Raw genomic sequence first — 20,657 nt, 5'->3', positions numbered from 1 at the left:
ATGGCCGCAGCCACGCGCGCACCCGTGCGCCGTTCCCCCGCATCCGTGAGACGGCGGCTGCCGGCCCTCGCGGGCGCGCTCCTCGCGCTCTCCGTCGGGACCGCGGCGCTGCCCACGGCCGCCCTCGCCAAGGGACCGGATTCGCTCGCCGACCTCGCCGATCAGGTGACCGACGCGGTCGTGAACATCTCGGCCTCCACCACGGTCGAGGCCCGCAGCCGCACGATGCCGCAGCTTCCCCCGGGCACGCCGTTCGAGGACCTGTTCGAGGAGTTCTTCAACCGGCGCGGCGGCCAGGGCGGCGAGAGCCAGCCCCGCGCTCCCCGGCGCTCGAACTCCCTCGGCTCGGGCTTCATCATCGACTCGGCTGGCATCGTGGTGACGAACAACCACGTCATCGGCGACGCCAACGACATCCAGGTGATCCTGCACGACGGCCGCAAGCTGAAGGCCGAGATCATCGGCAAGGACTCGAAGATCGATCTCGCGGTGCTGCGGGTGAAGCCCGATCCCGACAAGCCCCTGAGAGCGGTGCCCCTCGGCGATTCCGAGAGGATGCGGCCGGGCGACTGGGTGATCGCGATCGGCAACCCGTTCGGCCTCGGCGGCTCGGTCTCGGCCGGCATCGTCTCGGCCCGGGGCCGCAACATCGAGTCAGGCCCCTACGACAACTACATCCAGACCGACGCGGCCATCAACAAGGGCAACTCGGGCGGGCCGCTGTTCAACATGAGCGGCGAGGTGATCGGCATCAACACCGCGATCCTGTCGCCCACCGGCGGCTCGGTCGGCATCGGCTTCGCGGTCCCGACCGCGACCGCCGGCCCGGTGATCGAGCAGCTGCGCCAGTACGGCGAGGTCCGCCGCGGCTGGCTCGGCGTGCGGATCCAGAACATCGACGACACCGCCGCCGAGGCCCTCGGCCTCAAGGGCGGCGCCCGGGGCGCGCTGATCGCCGGCGTCGACGACAAGGGCCCGGCGAAGTCCGCGGGCCTCGAGGTCGGCGACGTGATCGCGAAGTTCAACGGCGTCGACGTCAAGAGCTCGAGCGACCTGCCCCGCATCGTGGCGGCGACGCCGGTGGGCAGGACCGTCGACGTGGTGACGATCCGCAAGGGCCAGGAGCAGACGAAGCAGGTCACGCTCGGGCGCCTCGAGGACACCGACAAGCCCCAGCAGGCCAACCTCAGCCGGCCCGCGCCGGAGGCGGACGTGACCCGCCAGGCCCTCGGCCTCAACCTCTCGGGGCTCAGCGACGAGGCGCGCCGCCGCTTCGGCGTCAAGGACAGCGTCAAGGGGGTGGTCGTCACCCGGGTCGACCCCAACTCGAACGCCGCCGACAAGCGCATCCAGGCCGGCGACGTGATCGTGGAGGTGGGCCAGGAGCCGGTGAACTCGCCGGCCGACGTCACCCGCCGCATCGACCAGATCAAGAAGGACGGCCGCAAGTCCGCCCTGCTGCTCGTCTCCAACAAGGAGGGCGAGGTCCGCTTCGTCGCCCTCAGCCTGGAGTAGCCGGGCGCCGGGCGCGCGCTGCCGGCCGGGCGGGCCGGGCGCGTCCGGGGACCCCGGTCAGGCGCCCTCGCCGAGGCGGTGGCGCGCCGGCTGGGTGCCGTCCTCGTCGGTGACGCCGTAGGTGCGGGCGAGGTCGGCGACGCGCAGCGTCTGGCCGGCCCTCGTCCAGGCCGCCGGATCCCCGGCGAGCGCCGCCAGCGCCCGGCCGGCGTAGAGCGGGCTCTCGCCCGCGTCGCCGGCCATGCCGGCCTCCACCACCCGCTCGGTGCGCACCAGCCCGGGCGAGAGCGCGAGCGCGGTGACGCCGTAGGGCTCGAGCTCCGCCGCGGTGGCGACCGCGAGGCGGTTGGTGGCGGCCTTGGCGAGGTCGTAGAACAGGTCCCCGAGGTAGCCCTCCTGGGTGTCGAACGAGACCAGGGCCAGGAGGCCGCGGCGCGCCGAGACCATCGCGGGCGCGACCGCCCGGGCGAGCATCAGGGCCGCGAGGGGCCCGGTCTCCAGGGCGTGGCGCAGGGGGGCGAGGCCGCGGCGCCAGAACGCGGTGCCCCAGGCCGCGCCGTCCGGGTAGCGCTCGCCGTCGTAGCCCTCGTTGCCGCCCCACACGCTCGACACCGCGACGTCGATGCGGCCGAACCGCCGCAGGGTCCAGTGGACGAGGGCGTCGACCTCCTGCTCCCGGGTGTGGTCGCAGAGGTAGTGGTGCCCGCGGCCCCCGGCGAGGTCGACCTCCCGGGCGGCGTCCTCCAGGGCCTCGCGGCGCTGGTCGGTGCGCGGGCCGGCCTCGCTCGAGCGCGCCGTCACCACCACGGTGGCGCCGGCCTCCCCGAGGGCCCGGGCGATGCCCCGCCCGACCCCGCGCGAGGCGCCCGCGACGAGGCAGATCCGGTCCGACAGGTCGGGGACGCCGGCCGGCCTCACGAGGCGGCCCGGGCCGGCGCGCCCCCGCGGGCGAGGAAGCGCCGGAAGGCCTCCTGCGCCTCGGGCGAGCGCAGGGCCGCGTCGAAGGCCTTCGCCTCCGCGTCCATGGCGGCCGCCACGGCGTCGCGGTCGCCGCGGATCAGCGCGCGGGCCGCGGCCAGGGCCTGACGGGGCTTGGCCGCGAGCTTGGCGCCCTGGGCGAGTGCGTGCTCGAGCAGCGCGTCGGCCGGCACGACGGCGTTGGCGAGGCCGAGCCGCACCGCCTCGTCGGCCCCGAAGGCCTCGCCGAGCAGCAGGAGCTCGGTCGCCTTCGTCAGGCCGACCCGGCGCGGCAGCAGGTAGCTCGACCCGGCCTCCGGCACGAGACCGAGGTCCACGAACGGCATCCGGAAGGTCGCGGCCGGCGCCACGTAGACGAGGTCGCAGTGCAGGGTGAGCGTCGTGCCGATGCCGACCGCGATCCCGTCCACCGCCGCCACCATGGGCGTGCGGGTGACGGCGAGCTGGCGGATGAAGCGCAGCGACGGGGCGTCCCCGAAGGCCCGCTCGGCCCGGGCGACGAAGTCCGCGATGTCGTTGCCGGCCGTGAACGCGCCCTCGGCCCCGGCGAACACCACGGCGCCGATGCCCGAGCCGTCCCGGTCCGCCGCGACCAGGGCCTCCCGCATCGCGTCGTACATCACGCCCGTCAGGGCGTTCTTCTTCTCGGGCCGCGCGAGCTGGACGAGGCAGACCCCGCCCGGCTCGTGGGTGATCCTGACATGCTCGGTCATGGCCTCTCCTCGCCGCCGCCGCGGCCCGGCGCCGCCCAGGGTCGGGGGCGGCGCCGCGATTCGCGGCGGATCATCCCCGTTTCGCGCCCCGAGCGCGAGCGCGGAAATCCCGGCCGCCGGCGCCGCCGGGCCGCGCGGGCGGGCGCCCTCACAGCCCGGCCGCGCCCCCGTCCGAGCGCGGGTCGTGCGTCGCCTCCACGCGGCCGTTGCCGGGGTGGCGCACGAGCAGGCCGGCATGCCCGAGGGAATCGACGTAGGGACCGCCGAGCTCCTCGACCTCGTGGCCCATGCGCCGCAGCGCCGCGACGCTGCCCGGATCGAAGCGGTCCTCCACCTTCACGGTCATCGACTCGGCGCCCCAGGTGCGCCCGAACAGGAAGCGCGGGGCGTCGACGGCGTCGGCGACGCCCATGCGGTGGTGCGCGTAGCGGGTGAAGACCTGCGCCTGGAACTGCGGCTGCCCGTCGCCGCCCATGCTGCCGTAGGACAGGACCCGGCCATCGGCCATGACCGCGAGGGCGGGGTTGAGGGTGTGGAACGGCCGCCGGCCCGGCTCCAGGGGGTTCACGGCGCCCGGGTCGAGGGAGAAGGAGGTGCCGCGGTTCTGCCAGGCGATCCCGGTCCCCGGCAGCACCACGCCCGACCCGAACTCCCAGTAGACGGACTGGATGTAGGAGACCGCGAGGCCGTCGCCGTCGATGGCCCCCATCCAGACCGTGTCGCCGTCGCCGACCGGCCGGACCGGGTACGGCGAGGCCCGGTCCATGCGGATCGCCGCCGCCTCGGCGGCCAGCCGCCCGGGCGCCAGGAAGGCGGCGGGGTCGTGCCGCAGGCGGTCGAAATCCGTCACCACCGCGTCGCGCACCCGGAAGGCCCGCTTCGTCGCCTCGATCAGGCCGTGGGTGTGGGCCGTCGTCCCGGGCGCGAGCGTGCCCAGGCGCTCGTAGAGGCCGAGGATCATCAGGGACGCCAGGCCCTGCGTCGGCGGCGGGCAGTTGTAGAGCGTGGCGCCCGCGAGCCCGAGCGAGAGGGGCGCCCGCGGCACGGCCCGGAAGGCCTCCATGTCGGCACGGGTCACCGGGCTGCCGACGCGGGCGAGGTCGGCGGCGATCTCGCGCCCGACGTCGCCGCGGTAGAAGTCGTCGAGGCCGGCCTGCGCGAGCTGCTCCAGCGTGGCGGCGAGGGCCGGCAGGGCCCGCACCTCCCCGGCCTTCGGCGCCCGGCCGTCGATCAGGAAGGTCGGGGCGAAGCCGGGCTGGTCGTGGAGCGTGTCCAGTTCCTTGGGCACGTAGCGGCCCTCCGAGGGGGAGACCGCGACGCCCGCCCGGGCGTGCCGGATCGCGTCGCCGAGGAGCAGGTCGAGGGGCAGGCGCCCGCCGAGCTCGGCCGCGTAGGTGCGGGCGAGGGCCCAGCCCCCGACCGCGCCCGCCACCGTGAGGGCGGCGTCCGGGCCGCGCTCGGGAATGGCGTCGTAGCCCTTCTCGCGGTAGCGCGACGCCGTCGCGAGGCGCCCGGCGGGGCCGCAGGCCTCGATCGCCCGCACGCGTCCGCCCGGCTCGCGCACCAGCCAGAAGCCGTCGCCGCCGATCCCGTTCATGTGGGGATAGGCCACCGCGATGGTGGCCGCCATGGCGAGCATCGCCTCGACGGCGTTGCCGCCCTCCGCCAGGACGGCGCGGCCGCTCTCGGCCGCGAGGTGGTGGGGCGCCGCGCAGGCGGCGCGGGCGAAGACGGGTGTCTCGGGCATCGGCTCTCGTTCGCGTCAGGGCGGCCGGAAGGTTGCCCCTCGGGCCGCTTCAGGCTAGTCCGCGGGCGGGCGGAGCGATAGACGCGCACCCTCGCCCGGCAGCAGGAAGGTACGGGTCCCGTGGCCGCTTCAGGTTCCCTCAACAGCCGCAACCTCGTGACGCTCGTCAGCATCATGGTGCTGGTCGGCACCGAGGTGTTCGCGGTGGCGATCGCGGCGGGCTGGGCGCTGGCCGGCATCTTCGAGCTCGGCGACCTCGTCGGCCACGTCCTGATGGGTCTGTTCAGCCTGCTCGCGCTCTACATCATGGTCCAGCTCTGGCAGCGCGCCAACAGCATCGAGCCGATCCGCGGCCGGCGCTGAGGCGGGCCGACGGACACGCTCGCGGATCGGGGCCCCGCATGATCGACCGCCGCACGCTGCTCTCCGGCGCCGCCCTGCTCCTCGGCTCCGGCGCCCGGGCCGGCGCCGCTCCCCTCTCCCTCGGCCCGCCCGAGGCGTTCGGCTTCGAGGGCCTGAAGGCGCGCGCCCTGGCGCTGAGCCGCCAGCCCTACGCGGCGCCCGCGATCCCGGCCCGGGACGTGCTCCAGGCCATCGACTACGACGCCCACGGCAAGCTGCGCTACAAGCCCGACCACGCCCTGTTCGCCGACGGCCCGGGGGCGTTCCCGGTGACGTTCTTCCACCTCGGGCGCTACTTCCAGAAGCCCGTGCGGATGCACGTCGTCGAGGGCGGGCAGGCCCGGGAGATCGTCTACGACCCCGACGCCTTCGAGATGCCGGCCGATTCGCCGGCCCGGCGCCTGCCGCCCAACCCCGGCTTCGCGGGCTTCCGCTTCCAGGAGCCCCGCGGCGGCTCCCTCGACTGGCGCCGCAACGACTGGGTGGCGTTCCTGGGCGCCTCCTACTTCCGGGCGATCGGCGAGCTCTACCAGTACGGCCTCTCGGCCCGGGGCCTCGCCCTCGACACGGTGATGCCGGACCGCCCGGAGGAGTTCCCGGACTTCACCCACGTCTGGTTCGAGGCGCCCGCGCCCGATGCCGACACCGTGACGGTGATGGCGCTCCTCGACGGCCCGTCCGCGGCCGGCGCCTACCGGTTCCGGATGCGGCGCACCCGGGCCGTGGTGATGGAGATCGAGGCGGACCTCCACCTGCGCCGCGACGTCGGGCGCTTCGGCCTCGCGCCCCTGACCTCGATGTACTGGTTCTCCGAGACCGCCAAGCCGACCGCCGTGGACTGGCGGCCGGAGGTGCACGATTCCGACGGCCTCGCCCTCTGGACCGGCACCGGGGAGCGGCTCTGGCGCCCGCTGCGCAACCCGCCCCGCACCATGGTGTCGGCGTTCTCCGACGCGCGGCCCCGCGGCTTCGGGCTGATGCAGCGGGACCGGCTGTTCGACCACTACCAGGACGGCGTCTACTACGACCGCAGGCCCTCCCTGTGGGTCGAGCCCCTGGGCGACTGGGGCCGCGGCAGCGTGCAGCTCGTCGAGAACGCCACCGACGACGAGATCCACGACAACGTCGTGGCCATGTGGGTGCCGGCCGAGCCGGCCCGGGCCGGCACCTCGCACGCGCTCGCCTACCGGCTGCACTGGGTCGCGGACGAGCCCTACCCGTCCGCCTTCGCGCGCTGCGTGGCGACCCGCGAGGGCAACGGCGGCCAGGCCGGCACCGACCGGCCGCGGGGCGTGCGCAAGTTCGTGGTCGAGTTCCTGGGCGAGCCCCTCGCCCGCCTGCCCTCGGGCGTGAAGCCCGAGCCGGTGCTCACGGCCTCCCGCGGCACCTTCCCGCTCGCCCGGGCCGAGCCGGTGCCGGACGACGTGCCGGGCCACTGGCGGGCCGAGTTCGACCTCGCGGTCAGCGGCCCCGAGCCCGTGGAGCTGCGCCTGTTCCTGCGCCGGGGCGACGAGGTCCTGAGCGAGACCTGGACCTACCAGTACATCCCGCCGGCCTGAGGCCGGATCGCGGCCGCCGGCACCGGCGGCCCCGCGGCTGCGCCGCTCAGGCGGCGCCGAGCTCGCCCAGCGCCACCGGAGCGGCGTGCGGCCGGGTCGCCAGCATGGCGTCGATGAGCGCCAGCACCTCCCGGCGCCCGACATTCGCCGCCTGCTCGAACGGCGTCCAGGTCTGCCGGAAGTCCAGGGCGGCGAACACCGCGCGGTAGCGGGCGAGCTCGGCGGGCGTCAGCGGCACGCCGCGCACGAAGGCCTTGTGGGCCGAGATGGTCCGGGCGCGGCGCGGGTCGGCCGGATCAAGCTCGAACTTGAGGGCGTCGCCGCAGAACAGGATCCGCTTCTCGCGGTGGTGCAGCACCGCGTGGCCGTCGAAATGGCCGGCGGTGCGGTGCAGCGCGAGGCCCGGGAGCGGCTCGAGGTGGTCGTCGTAGGGCCACGAGACCTGGAGCGCCGGGCTCCAGGCGAAGTCCGCCGCGGGCAGGCACAGTTCGGGGTCGAAACGGTCCTGGAGCTGCGCCAGGGCGCCGTAGCTGTGGGGGTGGGAGGCCGACAGCACCGCCATGCCGCCGAGCGCCGCGATGTGGTCGAGGGCGGCCTCGCTGAAGACCGGGCAGCCCTCGAACCCCATGTTGCCGGCCGGCGTGACGATCAGGTAGGCGCTCGGGCCGATGCCCGAGACGGGCTCGTTCCAGAACTTCCACACGCCCGGCTCGACCTCGGCCCAGTGGCACGGGAAGGCGGCCTGCGCCTCCCCGACGCCGCGGAAGCGCCAGCCGTCCTGGGGCACGACGTGGCGCGCGTCGAGGCACATCGGGCAGCTCGGCGGGGCCGCGAAGTGGCGCTGCCAGAACCCGCAATTGTCGCACACGAAGGCCGGCAGAGCGAGGGCGCCCGCGAAGGGCAGGTAACCGGGCACGGGGGACCTCTCGAGGCAGGGGCGCGGCGGGCGCCGGCCCGCCATGTAGGGCGGGGCGCGAGGACCGCCCAACCCCGCAACCGTCCGCCGTCGGGAAGGCCGCCCTCCTTTACTGTGCCGCCTCGGGCCTCCCGTGGTGGTCGTCGACGCCGCGCCAGCGGTTGAGGCGGATGAGCATGCTGCGGATCACCACGTAGAAGACCGGGGTCAGGAAGAGGCCGAACACCGTGGCGCCGAGCATGCCGAAGAGCACCGCCGTGCCGAGCGCCTGGCGCATCTCGGCGCCGGGACCGCTCGCGAAGGCGAGCGGCACCACGCCGAGGATGAACGCGAAGGCGGTCATCAGGATCGGACGCAGGCGCAGGCGGCAGGCCTCGACCGCGGCGGCGACCGGCCCGCGCCGCTCGCTCTCCTCGATCTGGTTGGCGAACTCCACGATCAGGATCGCGTTCTTGGCCGCGAGGCCGATGAGCACGATCAGCCCGATCTGGGTCAGGATGTTGTTGTCCTGCGCCCGCGCCTGGACGCCCGCCAGGGCCGCGAGCACGCCCGTCGGCACCACGAGCAGGATCGCCAGGGGCAGCGCCCAGGACTCGTACTGCGCGGCGAGCACCAGGAAGACCAGCAGCACCCCGAGGGCGAAGACGTAGATCGCCGTGTTGCCGGTCGCCTTCTCCTGGAACGCGATCTCGGTCCACTCGAAGCTCATGCCGTCGGGCAGGATCTTGCGCGCCAGGGCGTCCATGGCGTTGAGGGACTGGCCCGACGAGATGCCGGGGCGCGAATCGCCCTGCACCGGGATCGAGTAGTAGAGGTTGTAGCGCTGCACGATCTGCGGCCCGGCGATCTCCCGGATGCCCGCGAGGGTCCCCATCGGCACGAGGGCGCCCGTGGAGGAGCGCACCTTGAGCCGCTCGATGTCCTGCGGCTCCATGCGGTACTTGGCGTCCGCCTGGGCCCGGACCTGGTAGATGCGCCCGAAGGTGTTGAAGTCGTTGACGTAGGCGCCGCCGAGGTTGACCTGGAGGGTCGAGAACACGTTGGCGAGGGGCACGTTCAGCATCCGCGCCACCGTGCGGTCGATGTCGAGGTAGAGCTGGGGCGTGTCGTTGCCGAAGGTGGTGAAGACGCGGGTGAGCGCCGGGTCGCGGTTGGCGGCCCCGATCAGGTCGCCCGAGACCGCGAGCAGGCGGGCGATGTCGGAGCCCTCGCGGCTCTGGACCTGCATCTTGAAGCCGCCGGCGTTGCCGAGGCCGCGCACCGGCGGCGGCGGGATCGCGATGATCCGGGCCTCCTGGATCGGGGCGGTCTTGGCGAGCACGTCCTGCAGGATCGCGGCCGCCGTGCGGCCCTTGGCGAGGCGCTCGGCGAAGGGCTTGAGCGGCAGGAACATCACCGCGCCGTTGGTGGTGTTGGTGAAGGTCGCGCCGTCGAACCCGGAGATCACCACGGTGTAGCCGACGCCCTCGATGTCGAGGGAGCGCTTCGAGACCTCCTGCACCACCGCGGTGGTGCGCTCGAGGGCCGAGCCCGGCGGCAGCTGCACCACGACCAGGAGGTAGCCCTGGTCCTGGAGCGGGATGAAGCCCGTGGGCGTCGTGCGCACCAGGAACAGCGTGCCGTAGATGACGCCGCCGTAGAGCACCAGCATGACGAGGAGCGGCACCAGGCTCCCGGTCAGGAACCGGACCGTGGCCGCGTAGGCGTTCGCCGTGGCGTCGAAGGCGCGGTTGAAGGTGTTGGCCGCGAAGGCCCCGAAGCGCGCCAGGAAGAAGCGGGGCTGGTGGTGCTCGGAATGGGGCTTGAGCAGCAGCTTGCAGAGCGCCGGCGACAGCGTCAGCGAGTTGAACATCGAGATCAGGGTCGAGGCCGCGATGGTCAGGGCGAACTGCCGGTAGAACTGGCCCGAGATGCCCGGGATGAAGGCGGTCGGGATGAACACCGCCGAGAGCACCAGCGCGATGGCGAGCACGGCGCCGCCGACCTCGTCCATGGTCTTGTGGGCGGCCTCGCCGGGCGAGAGCCCCTCCGACATGTTCCGCTCGACGTTCTCCACCACCACGATGGCGTCGTCGACCACGATGCCGATGGCGAGCACGAGCCCGAACAGCGTCAGGTTGTTGAGCGAGAAGCCGAGCGCCGCCATCGCCGCGAAGGTGCCGACGAGCGAGACCGGGATCGCGACGATCGGGATGAGCGCCGTGCGCCAGCTCTGGAGGAAGACCAGGATCACCACGACGACGAGCACGATCGCCTCGCCGAGGGTCTTGTAGACCTCGTGCACCGACTCGGCGATGAACTCGGTCGGGTTGTAGGCGATCTTGTACTCGAGCCCGGGCGGGAAGTCCTTCGAGAGCGTCCGCATCAGGGCCTGCACCGCCTCCGCCGCCTCGAGGGCGTTGGTGCCGGGGCGCTGGAACACGCCGATGCCGATGGCGGGCTGGCCGTTGAGGAACGACTGGGTGGTGTAGTCCTTCTGGCCGAGCTCGACGCGGGCGATGTCGGAGATGCGCACGAGGCGCCCGTCCGACGCCTTGACGATCACCCGGCGGAACTCGCTCGGGTCCTGGAAGCGCCCTTGCGTCTGCACCACGAGCTGGAAGGCCTGGCTCGAGGGGGCCGGCGGCGCGCCGAGGGCGCCGGAGGCGACCTGCACGTTCTGCTCCTGGAGCGCCGCGATCACGTCCGTGGTCGAGAGCTGGTAGGAGGCGAGCTTGTTCGGGTCGAGCCAGAGCCGCAGCGCGTACTCGCTGCCGCCGAACACCGTGATGTCGCCGACGCCGTTGAGGCGCAGCAGCGGGTCGCGCAGGCGCAGGTAGATGTAGTTCGCGAGGTAGTTCTGGTCGTAGGTCTTGTCCGGCGACAGCACGTGCACGACCATCATCAGGTCGGGCGAGGACTTGCGGACCGTGACGCCGAGGTTGCGCACGTCGGGCGGCAGGCGCGGCTGGGCGACCGAGAGCCGGTTCTGGACCAGCACGTTGGCGATGTCGAGGTTGGTGCCGAGCGAGAAGGTGACGGTCAGCTGCATGTTGCCGTCGTTGGTCGACAGCGACGACATGTAGAGCATGTTGTCGACGCCGTTGATCTCCTGCTCGATCGGCGTCGCGATGGTGGCCGCCACGGTCTCGGCGTTGGCGCCCGGGTACGAGGCGCGCACCACCACGGTCGGCGGCACGATCTCCGGGTACTGGGCCACCGGCAGGGAGATGTACGAGACGTAGCCGATGATCAGGATGACGATCGAGGTCACCGTGGCGAAGATCGGCCGGTCGACGAAGAAGTGGGCAAAACGCATCGGTGGGCCTCTGGCGCCCGCGGGGTCGGGCGTGGCGTCCGTCACGAAGCCGTCCCGGGCGGGGACGGCGGGGCAGTCGGTCGGCGCCGGGCGGGTCCGGTGGGGCAGCCCCACGCGGCCCCGCCCGGGACCTCTGGCGTCGCGGCCGGCCCCGCGGGCCGGGCCGGCGCCGCGGGATCGAGGCTCAGTCGCGGACGGGCGGCAGGTCCTTGCGCTCCGGCGTGACCTTGGCGCCGGGCCGGACCCGGGTCAGGCCCGTGACCACGATGGTCTCGTCGCCCTTCAGCCCGTCGCGGATCACCCGGTAGCCGTCGATCTTCGGCCCCAGGCGGACGTTGCGGGTGGTCACGGTGTCGTCGGCGCCGAGGACGTAGACGATGCGCTTGTCCTGGTTGGCGCCCACGGCGTCGTCCGGGATCAGCACGCCCCGGTAGGGCAGCGAGGCCGGCATGCTGACGATGCCGAACAGGCCCGGCTTGATGAAGCGGTCCGGGTTCTCGACGGTGGCGCGCAGGAGCACGGTGCCGGTGGCGTCGTCCACCCGGTTGTCGACGAAGTTGAGCACCCCCTTGCGGGTCGGCTTCGGCTCGCCGGTGAGCGCCACCAGGATCGGCACCGTGTGCTCGTTCTGCGTCGCGCCCATGCCGATGTTGAGCGTGCCCTGGTAGGACAGGAACGAGCGCTCGTCGACCGTGAAGGAGAAGTAGATCGGGTCGAGGGAGACGATGGTGGTCAGGAGCGTCTGGTCGGTGATGACGATGTTGCCCTCGGTGACGTTGCGCTGCGAGATGCGGCCGTCGATGGGCGAGCGCACCTCGGTGAAGCCGTAGTTGAGCTGGGCCTGCCGCAGGGCCGCGGTGGCGCTGTCCACGTCGGCCTGGGCGGTCAGGGAGGCCTGGCGCCGCTGGTCCGTGACCTGCTCGGAGATGTTGCCCGAGCGGCTCAGCGTCTGGGCGCGCTCGAGGTCGGTCTGGCTGAAGTTCAGCCGCGCCTGGGCCGAGGCCAGGGCCGCCTGCGACTGGTCCAGGGCCGCCTTGTAGGGCCGCCGGTCGATGGTGAAGAGGAGGTCGCCCTTCTTCACCACGGCGCCGTCCTGGAAGTGGATCTTCTCCAGGTAGCCCGTGACGCGGGCCCGCACCTCGACGTACTCGATCGCGTTGAAGCGGCCGGTGTAGTCGTCGTGCTCCACGACCTGCTTGACCACGGGCTTGGCGACCGTGACCGTCGGTGGCGGCCCGCCGGGGGCCTGGGCCCGCGGTGATCCGGCCATCGCCAGGAGCGCCGGGATCACCGCCGCCAGCCATAGCCTGCGCATACTCACTCTCCCGTCCATCTCGTGGGGTGCGGGCCTCGGACGCCTGGAGAGATGTGCGTCGGCACATCCGCGTCGAGGGGCGGCCGCATCGGGAACCGCGCCGCCGGGCGGCGCGGCCCTCCCGGGGCCAGGAGGACGGCTGCCTCGGGCGGGCCGTCCCTTATCTCATTCCGTCGCCTCGCCCGCGGTGATCCAGTCCTTGAAGCCGCCGGCGTAGTGTTCGGTCAGGGGAACCCCCTGGCTCTGGGCGTAGTGCAGGGCCCGGGCCGAGCGCACCCCCGCCGCGCAGGACAGGACCGGGCGGCGGCCGTCCGCGGCGATCAGCGCCCGGAGGGCGTCGAGGTCGAAGGTCGAGAGCGGGTGCGAGACCGAGCCCGGGATGTGGCCCTGCGCGAACTCGTGCGGCTCGCGCACGTCCACCAGCAGGACGGAGCCGTCCGCCAGACCGCGCTTCACCGCATCCCGATCCAAGTCGACGATCGTCATCTCTCTCACCTGAATGCGGCGGCCGGCCGGGCTTGCGCCCGCACGGACACCCGCATCCGCGCCGTGCCCGCGGGCCGGAATGATAGGCAGCGGGCCGCGAGGTTGTCACCACAGCGTAAGGCCGCTGTGACGAATGCGATAAATCATCACCGCTCACCCTTGGCAAGGGCGGCCCGCCGCGGGCGGGTGCGCGCCTTGTGCGGCAGCGCACAAGGCTGGCGGCCGGGGCGGCGCCCCTGTATGCCCGGCGCGCGACCGGCGCGGGTTGCGTCCCCGCCTGCGCCCGGTGCGCCTCCCTGAGGCTTGGCGCGCGCGGGGGGGGCCGCGCCGCCCCCGCCTGCGCCTGCCTCCTCGGATGCTCCCTGCCCCGCATGCCCGCCGATCCCGTTGTCCTCGACCTCACCCGCCTCCTCACCCGCCTGCGGCACGCGAGCCCCACGGGCATCGACCGGGTCGACCTCGCGTACGCGCGCCACTGCCTCGGGCAGAAGGGCGAGCGCCTCGGCCTCGTCTCGACGGCCCTCGGGCCGCGGCTCCTCGAGCGGGCCGAGGCGGCGGCCCTCGTCGACAGCGTGGTGGCGGGCTGGACCGAGGAGCGCGCCGCCGAGGACGATCCGGTCTACCGGGGCCTCGCCGCGTCCCTCGGGGCCGCGGGTGCGGCCGCCCCGGGCCCGGCCGCGCCGGCGCGCCGGCCGGACGGGCGCTCCCGGCGCCGGGCCGAGGCCCGGATCTGGCTGCGGGTGATGCGGGCCCCGGGGGTCGAGCGGGTGCCGCGGGGGGCGCTCTACCTCCACACCTCGCACCTGCGCCTCGACAAGCCGGCGCGGTTCGACTGGCTCTACGACCGGCCCGACGTGCGCCCGGTCTTCTTCATCCACGACCTGATCCCGATCGAGTACCCGGAATACGGCCGCCCGGGCGAGGCGGAGCGCCACGCCGTCCGGATGGAGACGGTGGCCCGCCACGCCGCCGCCGTGGTGGTGAACTCGGCCGATGTCGGGCGGCGCTTCGGCGCGCACCTCGCGGCGCGGGGGCGCCCGCTTCCCCCGGTCACCGTCGGCCCCCTCGGCATCGAGCCGGCCTTCGCCGACCGCACGGGCCCGGGCCTGCGGCCCGCCGGGCCGACCTTCGTGGTCTGCGGCACCATCGAGCCGCGCAAGAACCTGATCGCCCTGCTGGCGCTCTGGCGCGAGCTCGCGGCCCGCGGGTCGCAGGCCGGCCCGACGCCGCGCCTCGTCGTCGTCGGGCGCCGGGGCTGGGAGAGCGAGAACGTCGTCGACCTCCTCGACCGCTGCCCGGCCGTGCGCCGGCACGTCACCGAGGTGGCGGGGCTCTCGACCGCCGGGCTGGTCGGGCTCCTGCGCGGGGCGACGGCCCTGCTGATGCCCTCCTTCGCCGAGGGCTACGGGCTCCCCGTCCTCGAGGCCGCCGCCGCGGGGCTGCCGGTGGTGGCCTCCGACATCCCGGTGCACCGCGAGATCGCCGCCGGCTTCGCGGAGTTCCTCCATCCCCTCGACGGGCTCGGGTGGATGGGGATGGTCACGGCGCTGGCCGAGCCCGGCTCGCCCCTGCGCGCCGCGATGCTGCGGCGGCTCGAGGGCGTGCGGGCCCCGACCTGGGACGACCACTTCGCGCGCGTCGAGCCGATGCTGGAGGCGCTGCCGGGCCGGGGCGGGCGCGGCCCTCGATCCCCCGGGCCCTGAGGGCCCGCCCGCCCCGGTGGGGCCTGGCGCGGCGCTAAGTCCCTGTTCCGGCGCTATCTCTGCGCCGACCCGGTTTCCCCTTGGCCGGACATTGCTCTAGGATTTCGCAGCCCCCGACCGGACGGAGACCATGGACGACACGACCTATCCCCGCGACCTCGTCGGCTACGGGCGGACGCCGCCCGACGCCCAGTGGCCCGGGGGCGCGCGCCTCGCGGTGCAGTTCGTGATCAACTACGAGGAGGGCGGCGAGAACTGCCTCCTGCACGGGGACCGCGCCTCGGAGGCGTTCCTGTCGGAGATCGTCGGCGCCCAGGCCTGGCCGGGCCAGCGCCACATGAGCGTGGAATCGATCTACGAGTACGGCGCGCGGGTCGGCTTCTGGCGCCTGCACCGGCTGTTCACCGGGCGGGGCCTGCCGGTGACGATCTACGGCGTCGCCACGGCGCTCCAGCGCAACCCCGAGGCCGTGGCGGCGATGCGCGAGGCGGGCTGGGAGATCGCCAGCCACGGCCTCAAGTGGATCGACTACCGCGACTTCGCCTACGAGGAGGAGCGGGCCCACCTGAGCGAGGCGGTCCGCATTCACGCCGCGGTGACGGGCGAGCGCCCGCTCGGCTGGTACACGGGACGGACCTCGGAGAACACCCTGCGGCTCGTCATGGACGAGGGCGGCTTCCTCTACTCGGCCGATTCCTACGCCGACGACCTGCCCTACTGGGCCGAGGGCCCGAAGGGGCCGCAGCTGATCGTGCCCTACACCCTCGACGCCAACGACATGCGGTTCGCCACGCCGCAGGGCTTCAATTCCGGCGACCAGTTCCTGGCCTACCTGAGGGACACGTTCGACGTGCTCTACGCCGAGGGCGCGCAGACGCCCCGGATGATGTCGGTCGGGCTGCATTGCCGCCTTGTCGGCCGCCCCGGCCGCCTCGCCGCCCTGGCGCGCTTCCTCGACCACGTGGCGGCGCACCCCGACGTGTGGGTGACGCGGCGCGTCGACATCGCGCGCCACTGGATCCGGCACCACGCGCCGGCCGGGCTGAGGCCGAGCCGGATGAGCCGGGCCCTGTTCGTCGAGGCGTTCGGCGACGTGTTCGAGCACTCGCCCTGGGTCGCGGAGGGCGCGCACGCCGCCGGGCTGACCCCGATGCAGGACAGCGCCGACGGCCTCCACGCCGCCATGACGGCGGAGATGCGGTCGGCCGACCCGGAGCGCGCCCTCGCGCTGATCCGGGCGCATCCCGACCTCGCGGGCCGCGTCGCCGCCGCCGACCTCGCGCCGGAATCCCGCGCCGAGCAGGCCGGGGCCGGGCTCGACGCGCTCGACGAGGGCGAGCGGGCGCGCTTCCTCGACCTCAACGGGCGCTACCGCGCCGCCTTCGGCTTCCCGTTCGTGATGGCGGTGCGCGGCCGGCGCCCGGAGGAGATCCTGGCGGCCCTGGAGGAGCGCCTCGCCAACCCGCCCGAGGCCGAGCGCGCGCGCGCGCTCCGGGAGATCGAGACCATCGCGCTCCTGCGCCTGCGCCAGCGGCTGCCCTCGCGGCCGGACGTGTTCGCGGCGACCGCGTAAGGCAAGGGCTCCCCGCCTACTCCGCCGCCGGGCGCAGGGGCACGAAGCCGATCGGCTGGCGCTGGGGGCCCTCCTGCTTGAGGGTGCGCAGCATCGTCTCGTATTCCTGCTCCATCTCGGGCGTGACCGAGGCGCGGGTCTCGTGCAGCGCCGCGTCGAAATGCGCCCGGGTGATCCGCTCGATCGCGAGGTCCTCCCGCAGCGCCATGAGGCCGGCCCGGCGCGTCAGGTCCTCGAGGTCGGCGCCCGTGAAGCGGGGCGTGCGCTCCGCCAGGGCGTCGAGGTCCACGTCGTCGGCGAGGGGCATGCCGCGGGTGTGGATGCCCAGGATGTGGCGCCGCCCCGGCACGTCCGGCACCGGCACGTAGACGAGCTCGTCGAAGCGGCCGGGGCGCAGCAGGGCCGGGTCGACGAGGTTCGGCCGGTTGGTGGCCGCCAGCACGACGACGCCCTGCAGCTCCTCGAGCCCGTCCATCTCGGCGAGGATCGTGTTCACCACCCGCTCGGTGACGGCGGGCTCGCCCAGGCCGCCGCCGCGCACGGGGGCGAGGGAATCGACCTCGTCGATGAAGATCACCGTCGGGGCGACCTGCCGGGCCCGGGCGAACAGCCGCGAGACCTGCTGCTCGGATTCCCCGTACCACTTCGAGAGCAGGTCGGAGGACTTCGTGGCGACGAAGTTCGCCTGCGCCTCCCGGGCCACCGCCTTGGCAAGCAGGGTCTTGCCGGTGCCGGGCGGACCGAACAGCAGGAAGCCCTTGGCCGGGCGGATGCCGATGCGGCGGAAGGCCGACGGGTTGCGCAGCGGCAGCTCGACGCCCTCGCGCAGGCGCGTCTGCACCGCGCCGAGCCCGCCGATGTCGTCCCAGCCGACGTTCGGCACCTGGATCATGATCTCGCGCAGGGCCGAGGGCTGCACGCGCTTGAGGGCGTTCAGGAAGTCCTCGCGGCAGACCTGGAGCCGCTCCAGGATCTCCGGCGGGATCCCCTCCTTCAGGTTGATCTGCGGCAGGACCCGCCGCAGCGCGTCCATGGCCGCCTCGCGGGCGAGCGCCGAGAGGTCGGCGCCGACGAAGCCGTAGGTGGTGCGGGCGATCTCGTCGAGGTCGACGTTGTCGCCGAGGGGCATGCCGCGGGTGTGGATGGTCAGCACCTCGCGCCGGCCCGGCTCGTCGGGCACGCCGATGATGATCTCGCGGTCGAAGCGGCCCGGGCGGCGCAGGGCCTCGTCGATGGCGTCGCGCCGGTTGGTGGCGCCGATCACCACGATGTTCTGGCGCGGCTCGAGCCCGTCCATCAGGGTCAGGAGCTGGGCGACGATGCGCCGCTCGGCCTCGCCCCTCACCTCCTCGCGCTTGGGCGCGATGGAATCGATCTCGTCGATGAACACGATGGCGGGCGCGTTGCGCTGGGCCTCGGAGAAGATCTGGCGCAGGCGCTGCTCCGACTCGCCGTACTGGCTGCCGATGATCTCGGGGCCGGCGATGTGGAAGAACTGCGCCTCGGTCTCGTTGGCGACCGCGCGGGCGAGCAGCGTCTTGCCGGTGCCGGGCGGTCCGTAGAGCAGCACGCCCTTGGGCGGGTCGATGCCGAGGCGCTGGAACAGCTCCGGGTGGCGCAGCGGCAGCTCCACCATCTCGCGCACCTGGTCGACCGTGGTGCCGAGGCCGCCGATGTCGTCGTAGGTGACGTCGGCCCGGCGCACCTCCTTGGGCTCCTCGTAGAGGGGCCTGAGCTCGACCTCGGTCTCGGCCGTGACCTGCACGATGCCGCGGGCGGGCTGCGTCGAGACCACGACGAGGCGGATCTCCTGCAGGCCGTAGGCCGGCAGGCTGAACATCTGGCGCAGCTCCTCGGGTACCTGGTCGCGGGCGACGCGGGAGGGCACGGAGGTCGAGATCACGTCCCCGGCCACGAGGGGCCGGCGGTAGAAGGTGCGGCGCAGCGCGTCGCCCGAGCCCTGGAGGCGCAGGTTCTTCTGCGCCGGCGCGAGCACGACGCGCGTCGCCGGGCGCACCTCGGCCCGGCGGATCTCGACGTGGTCGCCGGAGCCGACGCCCGCGTTGACGCGCTGGAGGCCGTCGAGTCGGATGATGCTGAGCCCCTCGTCCTCCTCGCCGAGCGTGATGGCGAGCGCCGTGGTGTGGCGCTTGCCGATGATCTCGATCGGCTGGCCCTCCTGGATCCCGAGGCTCTGGAGCACCGCGCCGCTCACCCGGGCGACCCCGCGCCCCACGTCCTCGGCCCGCGCGTTCGCGACCTGCGCCCTCACGCCACCTGCTTCGTCCGCCATGCGCTCGTCCCCGCTCTCGTGGCCGCGGAGGAGCGGGAGCGCCGGGCCCTGGCGGGCGTCCGGGACCACCGGATCCCCTCCGCCGGACGGGGGCGTACTCCACCCGGCCAAGGTCCACGTCCGGCGCCGCCGGGGCGGCGCGTCTCGCCCGGGAAACGTCCCCGGTCCCGATTCGTTGCGGTTCTGTGAGATCCTGGCGAGCCGGCCTAGGTTCTTAGCGTCAGGGTGCCGAGGTCGCCCATGCCGCCCTCCGGCAGCAGCCCGCGCAGGGAGGCAGTGAGGGCGAAGCCGGTCCCCTGCCGCTCGATCGTGTAGAGGTGGTAGCCGGCGCAGTGCTTCAGGAGCCCGCCGCGCGCGGAGGCCGAGGGTGCGCCGATGACCGGCACCCGCCGGCCGCCCGGCGCCGTCAGGAAGGCGATGGAGCCGACGTGGTTGTGGCCGTGCAGCACGAGGTCGGCGCCGACGCGGGCGATCATCGCCTCGAAGGCGCCCGCGTCGGTGAGGTTGCGGCCCGGCTGGGCGCCGCCGACATGGGGCGGATGGTGGATCATCACCACGCGGCAGGGCCGGTCGGCCTCGGTTGCGAGGGCGGCGAGCAGCCGCTCGGCCGCCTGGAGCTGCGCGGTGCCGAGGCGCCCGCTCGCCACGAAGGGCGCCGTCGGGATCGCCGAGGACAGCCCGATCAGGGCGAGGGCGCCGCGCCGCCGGAGGTACGGGAACGCCTTGTCGCGGCCCGCATCGTCCCGGGTCCAGGGGCCGACGGCCTCGAGCAGGCCCTCGAGGGACCCGCGCACGTAGGCGTCGTGGTTGCCGGGCACGAAGCTGACGGCCTCCGGCGCGCCCAGGCCGCCCAGGAACAGGCGGGCGGTCTCCCACTCGCTCGGCAGGCCGATGTTGCACAGGTCGCCCGTGCAGGCGATGTGGTCGGGCGCGGCGGCCTGGATGTCGGACACCAGCGCGGCCAGGATCTCCATGTCGTGGGTGAGGCGCCGGCCGCGGCTCCAGTTCACCCAGCCGGTGGCGCGCTTGCTCATGAGCTGGCGCAGGCGCGGGCGCGGCAGCGGCCCGACATGCGGGTCGGTGAGGTGGGCGAGGCGGAACATCGGACGGGCAACGCGCGCGGGCGCCTCGGGTTTGTGCGCTGCACGAGCCCGCCGGGCGCGGGCGACGCGCCGTCGCGGGCTTGAAGGACGATGCGTGCCCGAGGGCGAGGACGACTCGCCCGCCGCGGACGTGGCCTGTGGGCTGCGGCCGGCGCGCTTCTACGCGCAGTTTCGCGCCCTGTCACCGCGTCCCGCCGGCAGCGGCCGGACCCTCGCGCCGGCGGCGCTGCAATCATCAAATGTGAGTGAGCAACCTAGGCTTGTTCGCCTACAAACGAATATGCTGAGTTGAGGCTCGGTGGCGCGGTCTGGGCTCGGGATTGCAGCGGCGGGCCGACCGGTTCGCGGACAAGGAGCACGCGATGGTCGATGGAAGGCCGGGCCTCGGCGGCCGCCCGCAGGTCGTCCGCACGCCCCTCCTCGAGGATGACGCCGAGGGCGGCGCGTTCACGGCCCGCCGGGTGCGCCAGATCGAGGACCTGCTCGGGGTCGCGATCGCGCCAAGGCGCGCGGACGGGCCGGCCGGCGCCGTCACGGTCGAGGAGGAGACGCTCGAGCTGATCCGCGCCTTCGCGCGGATCGACGACCCCCACGTCCGCCAGGAGCTCCTGGCCCTGGTCCAGGCCGCCGCGCGGGGAGCCGACGCGCCGGGCTGAGGCGACGCGCGCGCCGTCGCATCGAGGCCCCGGTCCGGCCCGGGCCCGCGCGGCGGCCTGGTCCCGGCCCTGCGGCGCAGCGCCCCTGGGCGGGAACCTCGGCCGGCGGCGGCCGGTTCACGCTTCCCCGGCTGCCCGCCTCGGGGGCGAGAGACGATCACCGTGCATCCAACCCGTTCCGCGTTACGGTTCCTCGTGGCCGAGAGCGAGCCGCCCGAGGCGCGCGAGCGCCGGCGCGAGAGCGTCGGCCGTTCCTCCGGGGAGACCTACGTCGAGACGCTGCTGCGCCTGGCGCCGGGTGCGGAATGCCACAGGATCAAGCCCGCGGATGCGGGGGCGGAGCTGCCCGCCGGCGCCGCCCTGTCGGGCTACGACGGCGTGTTCCTGACCGGCTCGCCGC

15 protein-coding genes and 1 pseudogene are annotated in these 20,657 nt (G+C 74.0%); 7 read left to right on the top strand and 9 right to left on the bottom strand.

Translation table 11 applies throughout. The features are described 5' to 3' along the window. Complete coding sequence (locus DT057_RS00800) at nt 1-1,515, top strand: DegQ family serine endoprotease (RefSeq protein WP_128560226.1); 1,515 nt, start codon at nt 1-3, stop codon at nt 1,513-1,515. 57 nt (nt 1,516-1,572) lie between these two features. Here DT057_RS00800 and DT057_RS00795 read toward each other — a convergent pair whose 3' ends face one another. The 3 genes from DT057_RS00795 to DT057_RS00785 all read right to left on the bottom strand — a co-directional run bounded on the left by DT057_RS00795 (nt 1,573) and on the right by DT057_RS00785 (nt 4,953). Then, nucleotides 1,573-2,433 carry an SDR family NAD(P)-dependent oxidoreductase gene (locus DT057_RS00795; RefSeq protein WP_128560225.1) on the bottom strand — a complete coding sequence of 287 codons (861 nt, stop codon included), beginning with the start codon at nt 2,431-2,433 and terminating at the stop codon, nt 1,573-1,575. Continuing rightward, the gene (locus DT057_RS00790; protein ID WP_128560224.1) at nt 2,430-3,206 is read right to left on the bottom strand and encodes an enoyl-CoA hydratase-related protein; all 777 of its coding nucleotides are present in this window, start codon (nt 3,204-3,206) and stop codon (nt 2,430-2,432) included. Before DT057_RS00790 ends, DT057_RS00795 begins: the two co-directional genes overlap by 4 nt. Nucleotides 3,207-3,354: 148 nt before the next feature. Then, nucleotides 3,355-4,953, bottom strand: a complete 1,599-nt coding sequence (locus DT057_RS00785; RefSeq protein WP_128560223.1) for a gamma-glutamyltransferase family protein — start codon at nt 4,951-4,953, stop codon at nt 3,355-3,357. 174 nt (nt 4,954-5,127) lie between these two features. On the opposite strand from DT057_RS00785, the gene DT057_RS00780 reads away from it, so the two are divergent. Beyond that, the gene (locus DT057_RS00780) at nt 5,128-5,316 is read left to right on the top strand and encodes a hypothetical protein (protein WP_128560250.1); all 189 of its coding nucleotides are present in this window, start codon (nt 5,128-5,130) and stop codon (nt 5,314-5,316) included. A 38-nt stretch (nt 5,317-5,354) separates the two neighbouring features. Further along, nucleotides 5,355-6,914, top strand: a complete 1,560-nt coding sequence (locus tag DT057_RS00775; protein WP_128560222.1) for an OpgD/OpgG family glucan biosynthesis protein — start codon at nt 5,355-5,357, stop codon at nt 6,912-6,914. 46 nt (nt 6,915-6,960) lie between these two features. Here the strand turns inward: DT057_RS00775 and DT057_RS00770 are convergent, their stop codons facing one another. The 4 genes from DT057_RS00770 to DT057_RS00755 form a co-directional block, all read right to left on the bottom strand. Next, the gene (locus DT057_RS00770; RefSeq protein WP_128560221.1) at nt 6,961-7,830 is read right to left on the bottom strand and encodes an MBL fold metallo-hydrolase; all 870 of its coding nucleotides are present in this window, start codon (nt 7,828-7,830) and stop codon (nt 6,961-6,963) included. Between the two features lie 109 nt (nt 7,831-7,939). Beyond that, nucleotides 7,940-11,128 carry an efflux RND transporter permease subunit gene (locus tag DT057_RS00765; protein WP_128560220.1) on the bottom strand — a complete coding sequence of 1,063 codons (3,189 nt, stop codon included), beginning with the start codon at nt 11,126-11,128 and terminating at the stop codon, nt 7,940-7,942. 184 nt (nt 11,129-11,312) lie between these two features. Continuing rightward, nucleotides 11,313-12,443: an efflux RND transporter periplasmic adaptor subunit gene (locus DT057_RS00760; RefSeq protein ID WP_128560219.1), complete on the bottom strand. Its 1,131-nt coding sequence runs from the start codon at nt 12,441-12,443 to the stop codon at nt 11,313-11,315. A gap of 165 nt (nt 12,444-12,608) precedes the next feature. Continuing rightward, entirely contained in the window at nt 12,609-12,929 is a 321-nt protein-coding gene (locus DT057_RS00755) for a rhodanese-like domain-containing protein (protein ID WP_128560218.1), read from the bottom strand. A gap of 371 nt (nt 12,930-13,300) precedes the next feature. On the opposite strand from DT057_RS00755, the gene DT057_RS00750 reads away from it, so the two are divergent. Both DT057_RS00750 and puuE read left to right on the top strand, forming a co-directional pair. After that, complete coding sequence (locus DT057_RS00750) at nt 13,301-14,632, top strand: glycosyltransferase family 4 protein (protein ID WP_128560217.1); 1,332 nt, start codon at nt 13,301-13,303, stop codon at nt 14,630-14,632. Between the two features lie 130 nt (nt 14,633-14,762). Further along, on the top strand, nt 14,763-16,205 hold the full coding sequence (gene puuE, locus DT057_RS00745; protein ID WP_128560216.1) for an allantoinase PuuE: 1,443 nt from the start codon (nt 14,763-14,765) through the stop codon (nt 16,203-16,205). Nucleotides 16,206-16,221: 16 nt separating this feature from the next. Here the strand turns inward: puuE and DT057_RS00740 are convergent, their stop codons facing one another. Both DT057_RS00740 and DT057_RS00735 read right to left on the bottom strand, forming a co-directional pair. Further along, nucleotides 16,222-18,498: a CDC48 family AAA ATPase gene (locus DT057_RS00740; RefSeq protein ID WP_128560249.1), complete on the bottom strand. Its 2,277-nt coding sequence runs from the start codon at nt 18,496-18,498 to the stop codon at nt 16,222-16,224. A 206-nt stretch (nt 18,499-18,704) separates the two neighbouring features. Further along, nucleotides 18,705-19,601 (bottom strand): metallophosphoesterase family protein, encoded by an 897-nt coding sequence (locus DT057_RS00735; protein WP_128560215.1) that lies wholly within the window; start codon nt 19,599-19,601, stop codon nt 18,705-18,707. Between the two features lie 362 nt (nt 19,602-19,963). Here DT057_RS00735 and DT057_RS00730 point away from each other — a divergent pair, with 362 nt between their 5' ends. Beyond that, entirely contained in the window at nt 19,964-20,257 is a 294-nt protein-coding gene (locus tag DT057_RS00730; RefSeq protein WP_128560214.1) for a hypothetical protein, read from the top strand. Between the two features lie 195 nt (nt 20,258-20,452). Continuing rightward, nucleotides 20,453-20,657, top strand: a pseudogene (locus DT057_RS00725) (type 1 glutamine amidotransferase); the annotation flags it as partial.

It is taken from the genome of Methylobacterium crusticola, from assembly GCF_003574465.1.
In the GTDB taxonomy this organism is placed as follows: Bacteria; Pseudomonadota; Alphaproteobacteria; order Rhizobiales; family Beijerinckiaceae; genus Methylobacterium; species Methylobacterium crusticola.
This window is presented reverse-complemented; position numbering and strand designations above follow the sequence as displayed.

Excerpts from the sequence above, each read along its gene's own strand:
- DT057_RS00800 (WP_128560226.1), top strand. The coding sequence starts at position 1 with ATGGCCGCAGCCACGCGCGCACCCGTGCGCCGTTCCCCCGCATCCGTG.
- DT057_RS00790 (WP_128560224.1), bottom strand. The coding sequence starts at position 3,206 with ATGACCGAGCATGTCAGGATCACCCACGAGCCGGGCGGGGTCTGCCTC.
- DT057_RS00785 (WP_128560223.1), bottom strand. The coding sequence starts at position 4,953 with ATGCCCGAGACACCCGTCTTCGCCCGCGCCGCCTGCGCGGCGCCCCAC.
- DT057_RS00780 (WP_128560250.1), top strand. The coding sequence starts at position 5,128 with ATGGTGCTGGTCGGCACCGAGGTGTTCGCGGTGGCGATCGCGGCGGGC.
- DT057_RS00775 (WP_128560222.1), top strand. The coding sequence starts at position 5,355 with ATGATCGACCGCCGCACGCTGCTCTCCGGCGCCGCCCTGCTCCTCGGC.
- DT057_RS00765 (WP_128560220.1), bottom strand. The coding sequence starts at position 11,128 with ATGCGTTTTGCCCACTTCTTCGTCGACCGGCCGATCTTCGCCACGGTG.
- DT057_RS00760 (WP_128560219.1), bottom strand. The coding sequence starts at position 12,443 with ATGCGCAGGCTATGGCTGGCGGCGGTGATCCCGGCGCTCCTGGCGATG.
- DT057_RS00755 (WP_128560218.1), bottom strand. The coding sequence starts at position 12,929 with ATGACGATCGTCGACTTGGATCGGGATGCGGTGAAGCGCGGTCTGGCG.
- DT057_RS00750 (WP_128560217.1), top strand. The coding sequence starts at position 13,301 with ATGCCCGCCGATCCCGTTGTCCTCGACCTCACCCGCCTCCTCACCCGC.
- puuE (WP_128560216.1), top strand. The coding sequence starts at position 14,763 with ATGGACGACACGACCTATCCCCGCGACCTCGTCGGCTACGGGCGGACG.
- DT057_RS00740 (WP_128560249.1), bottom strand. The coding sequence starts at position 18,498 with ATGGCGGACGAAGCAGGTGGCGTGAGGGCGCAGGTCGCGAACGCGCGG.
- DT057_RS00735 (WP_128560215.1), bottom strand. The coding sequence starts at position 19,601 with ATGTTCCGCCTCGCCCACCTCACCGACCCGCATGTCGGGCCGCTGCCG.
- DT057_RS00730 (WP_128560214.1), top strand. The coding sequence starts at position 19,964 with ATGGTCGATGGAAGGCCGGGCCTCGGCGGCCGCCCGCAGGTCGTCCGC.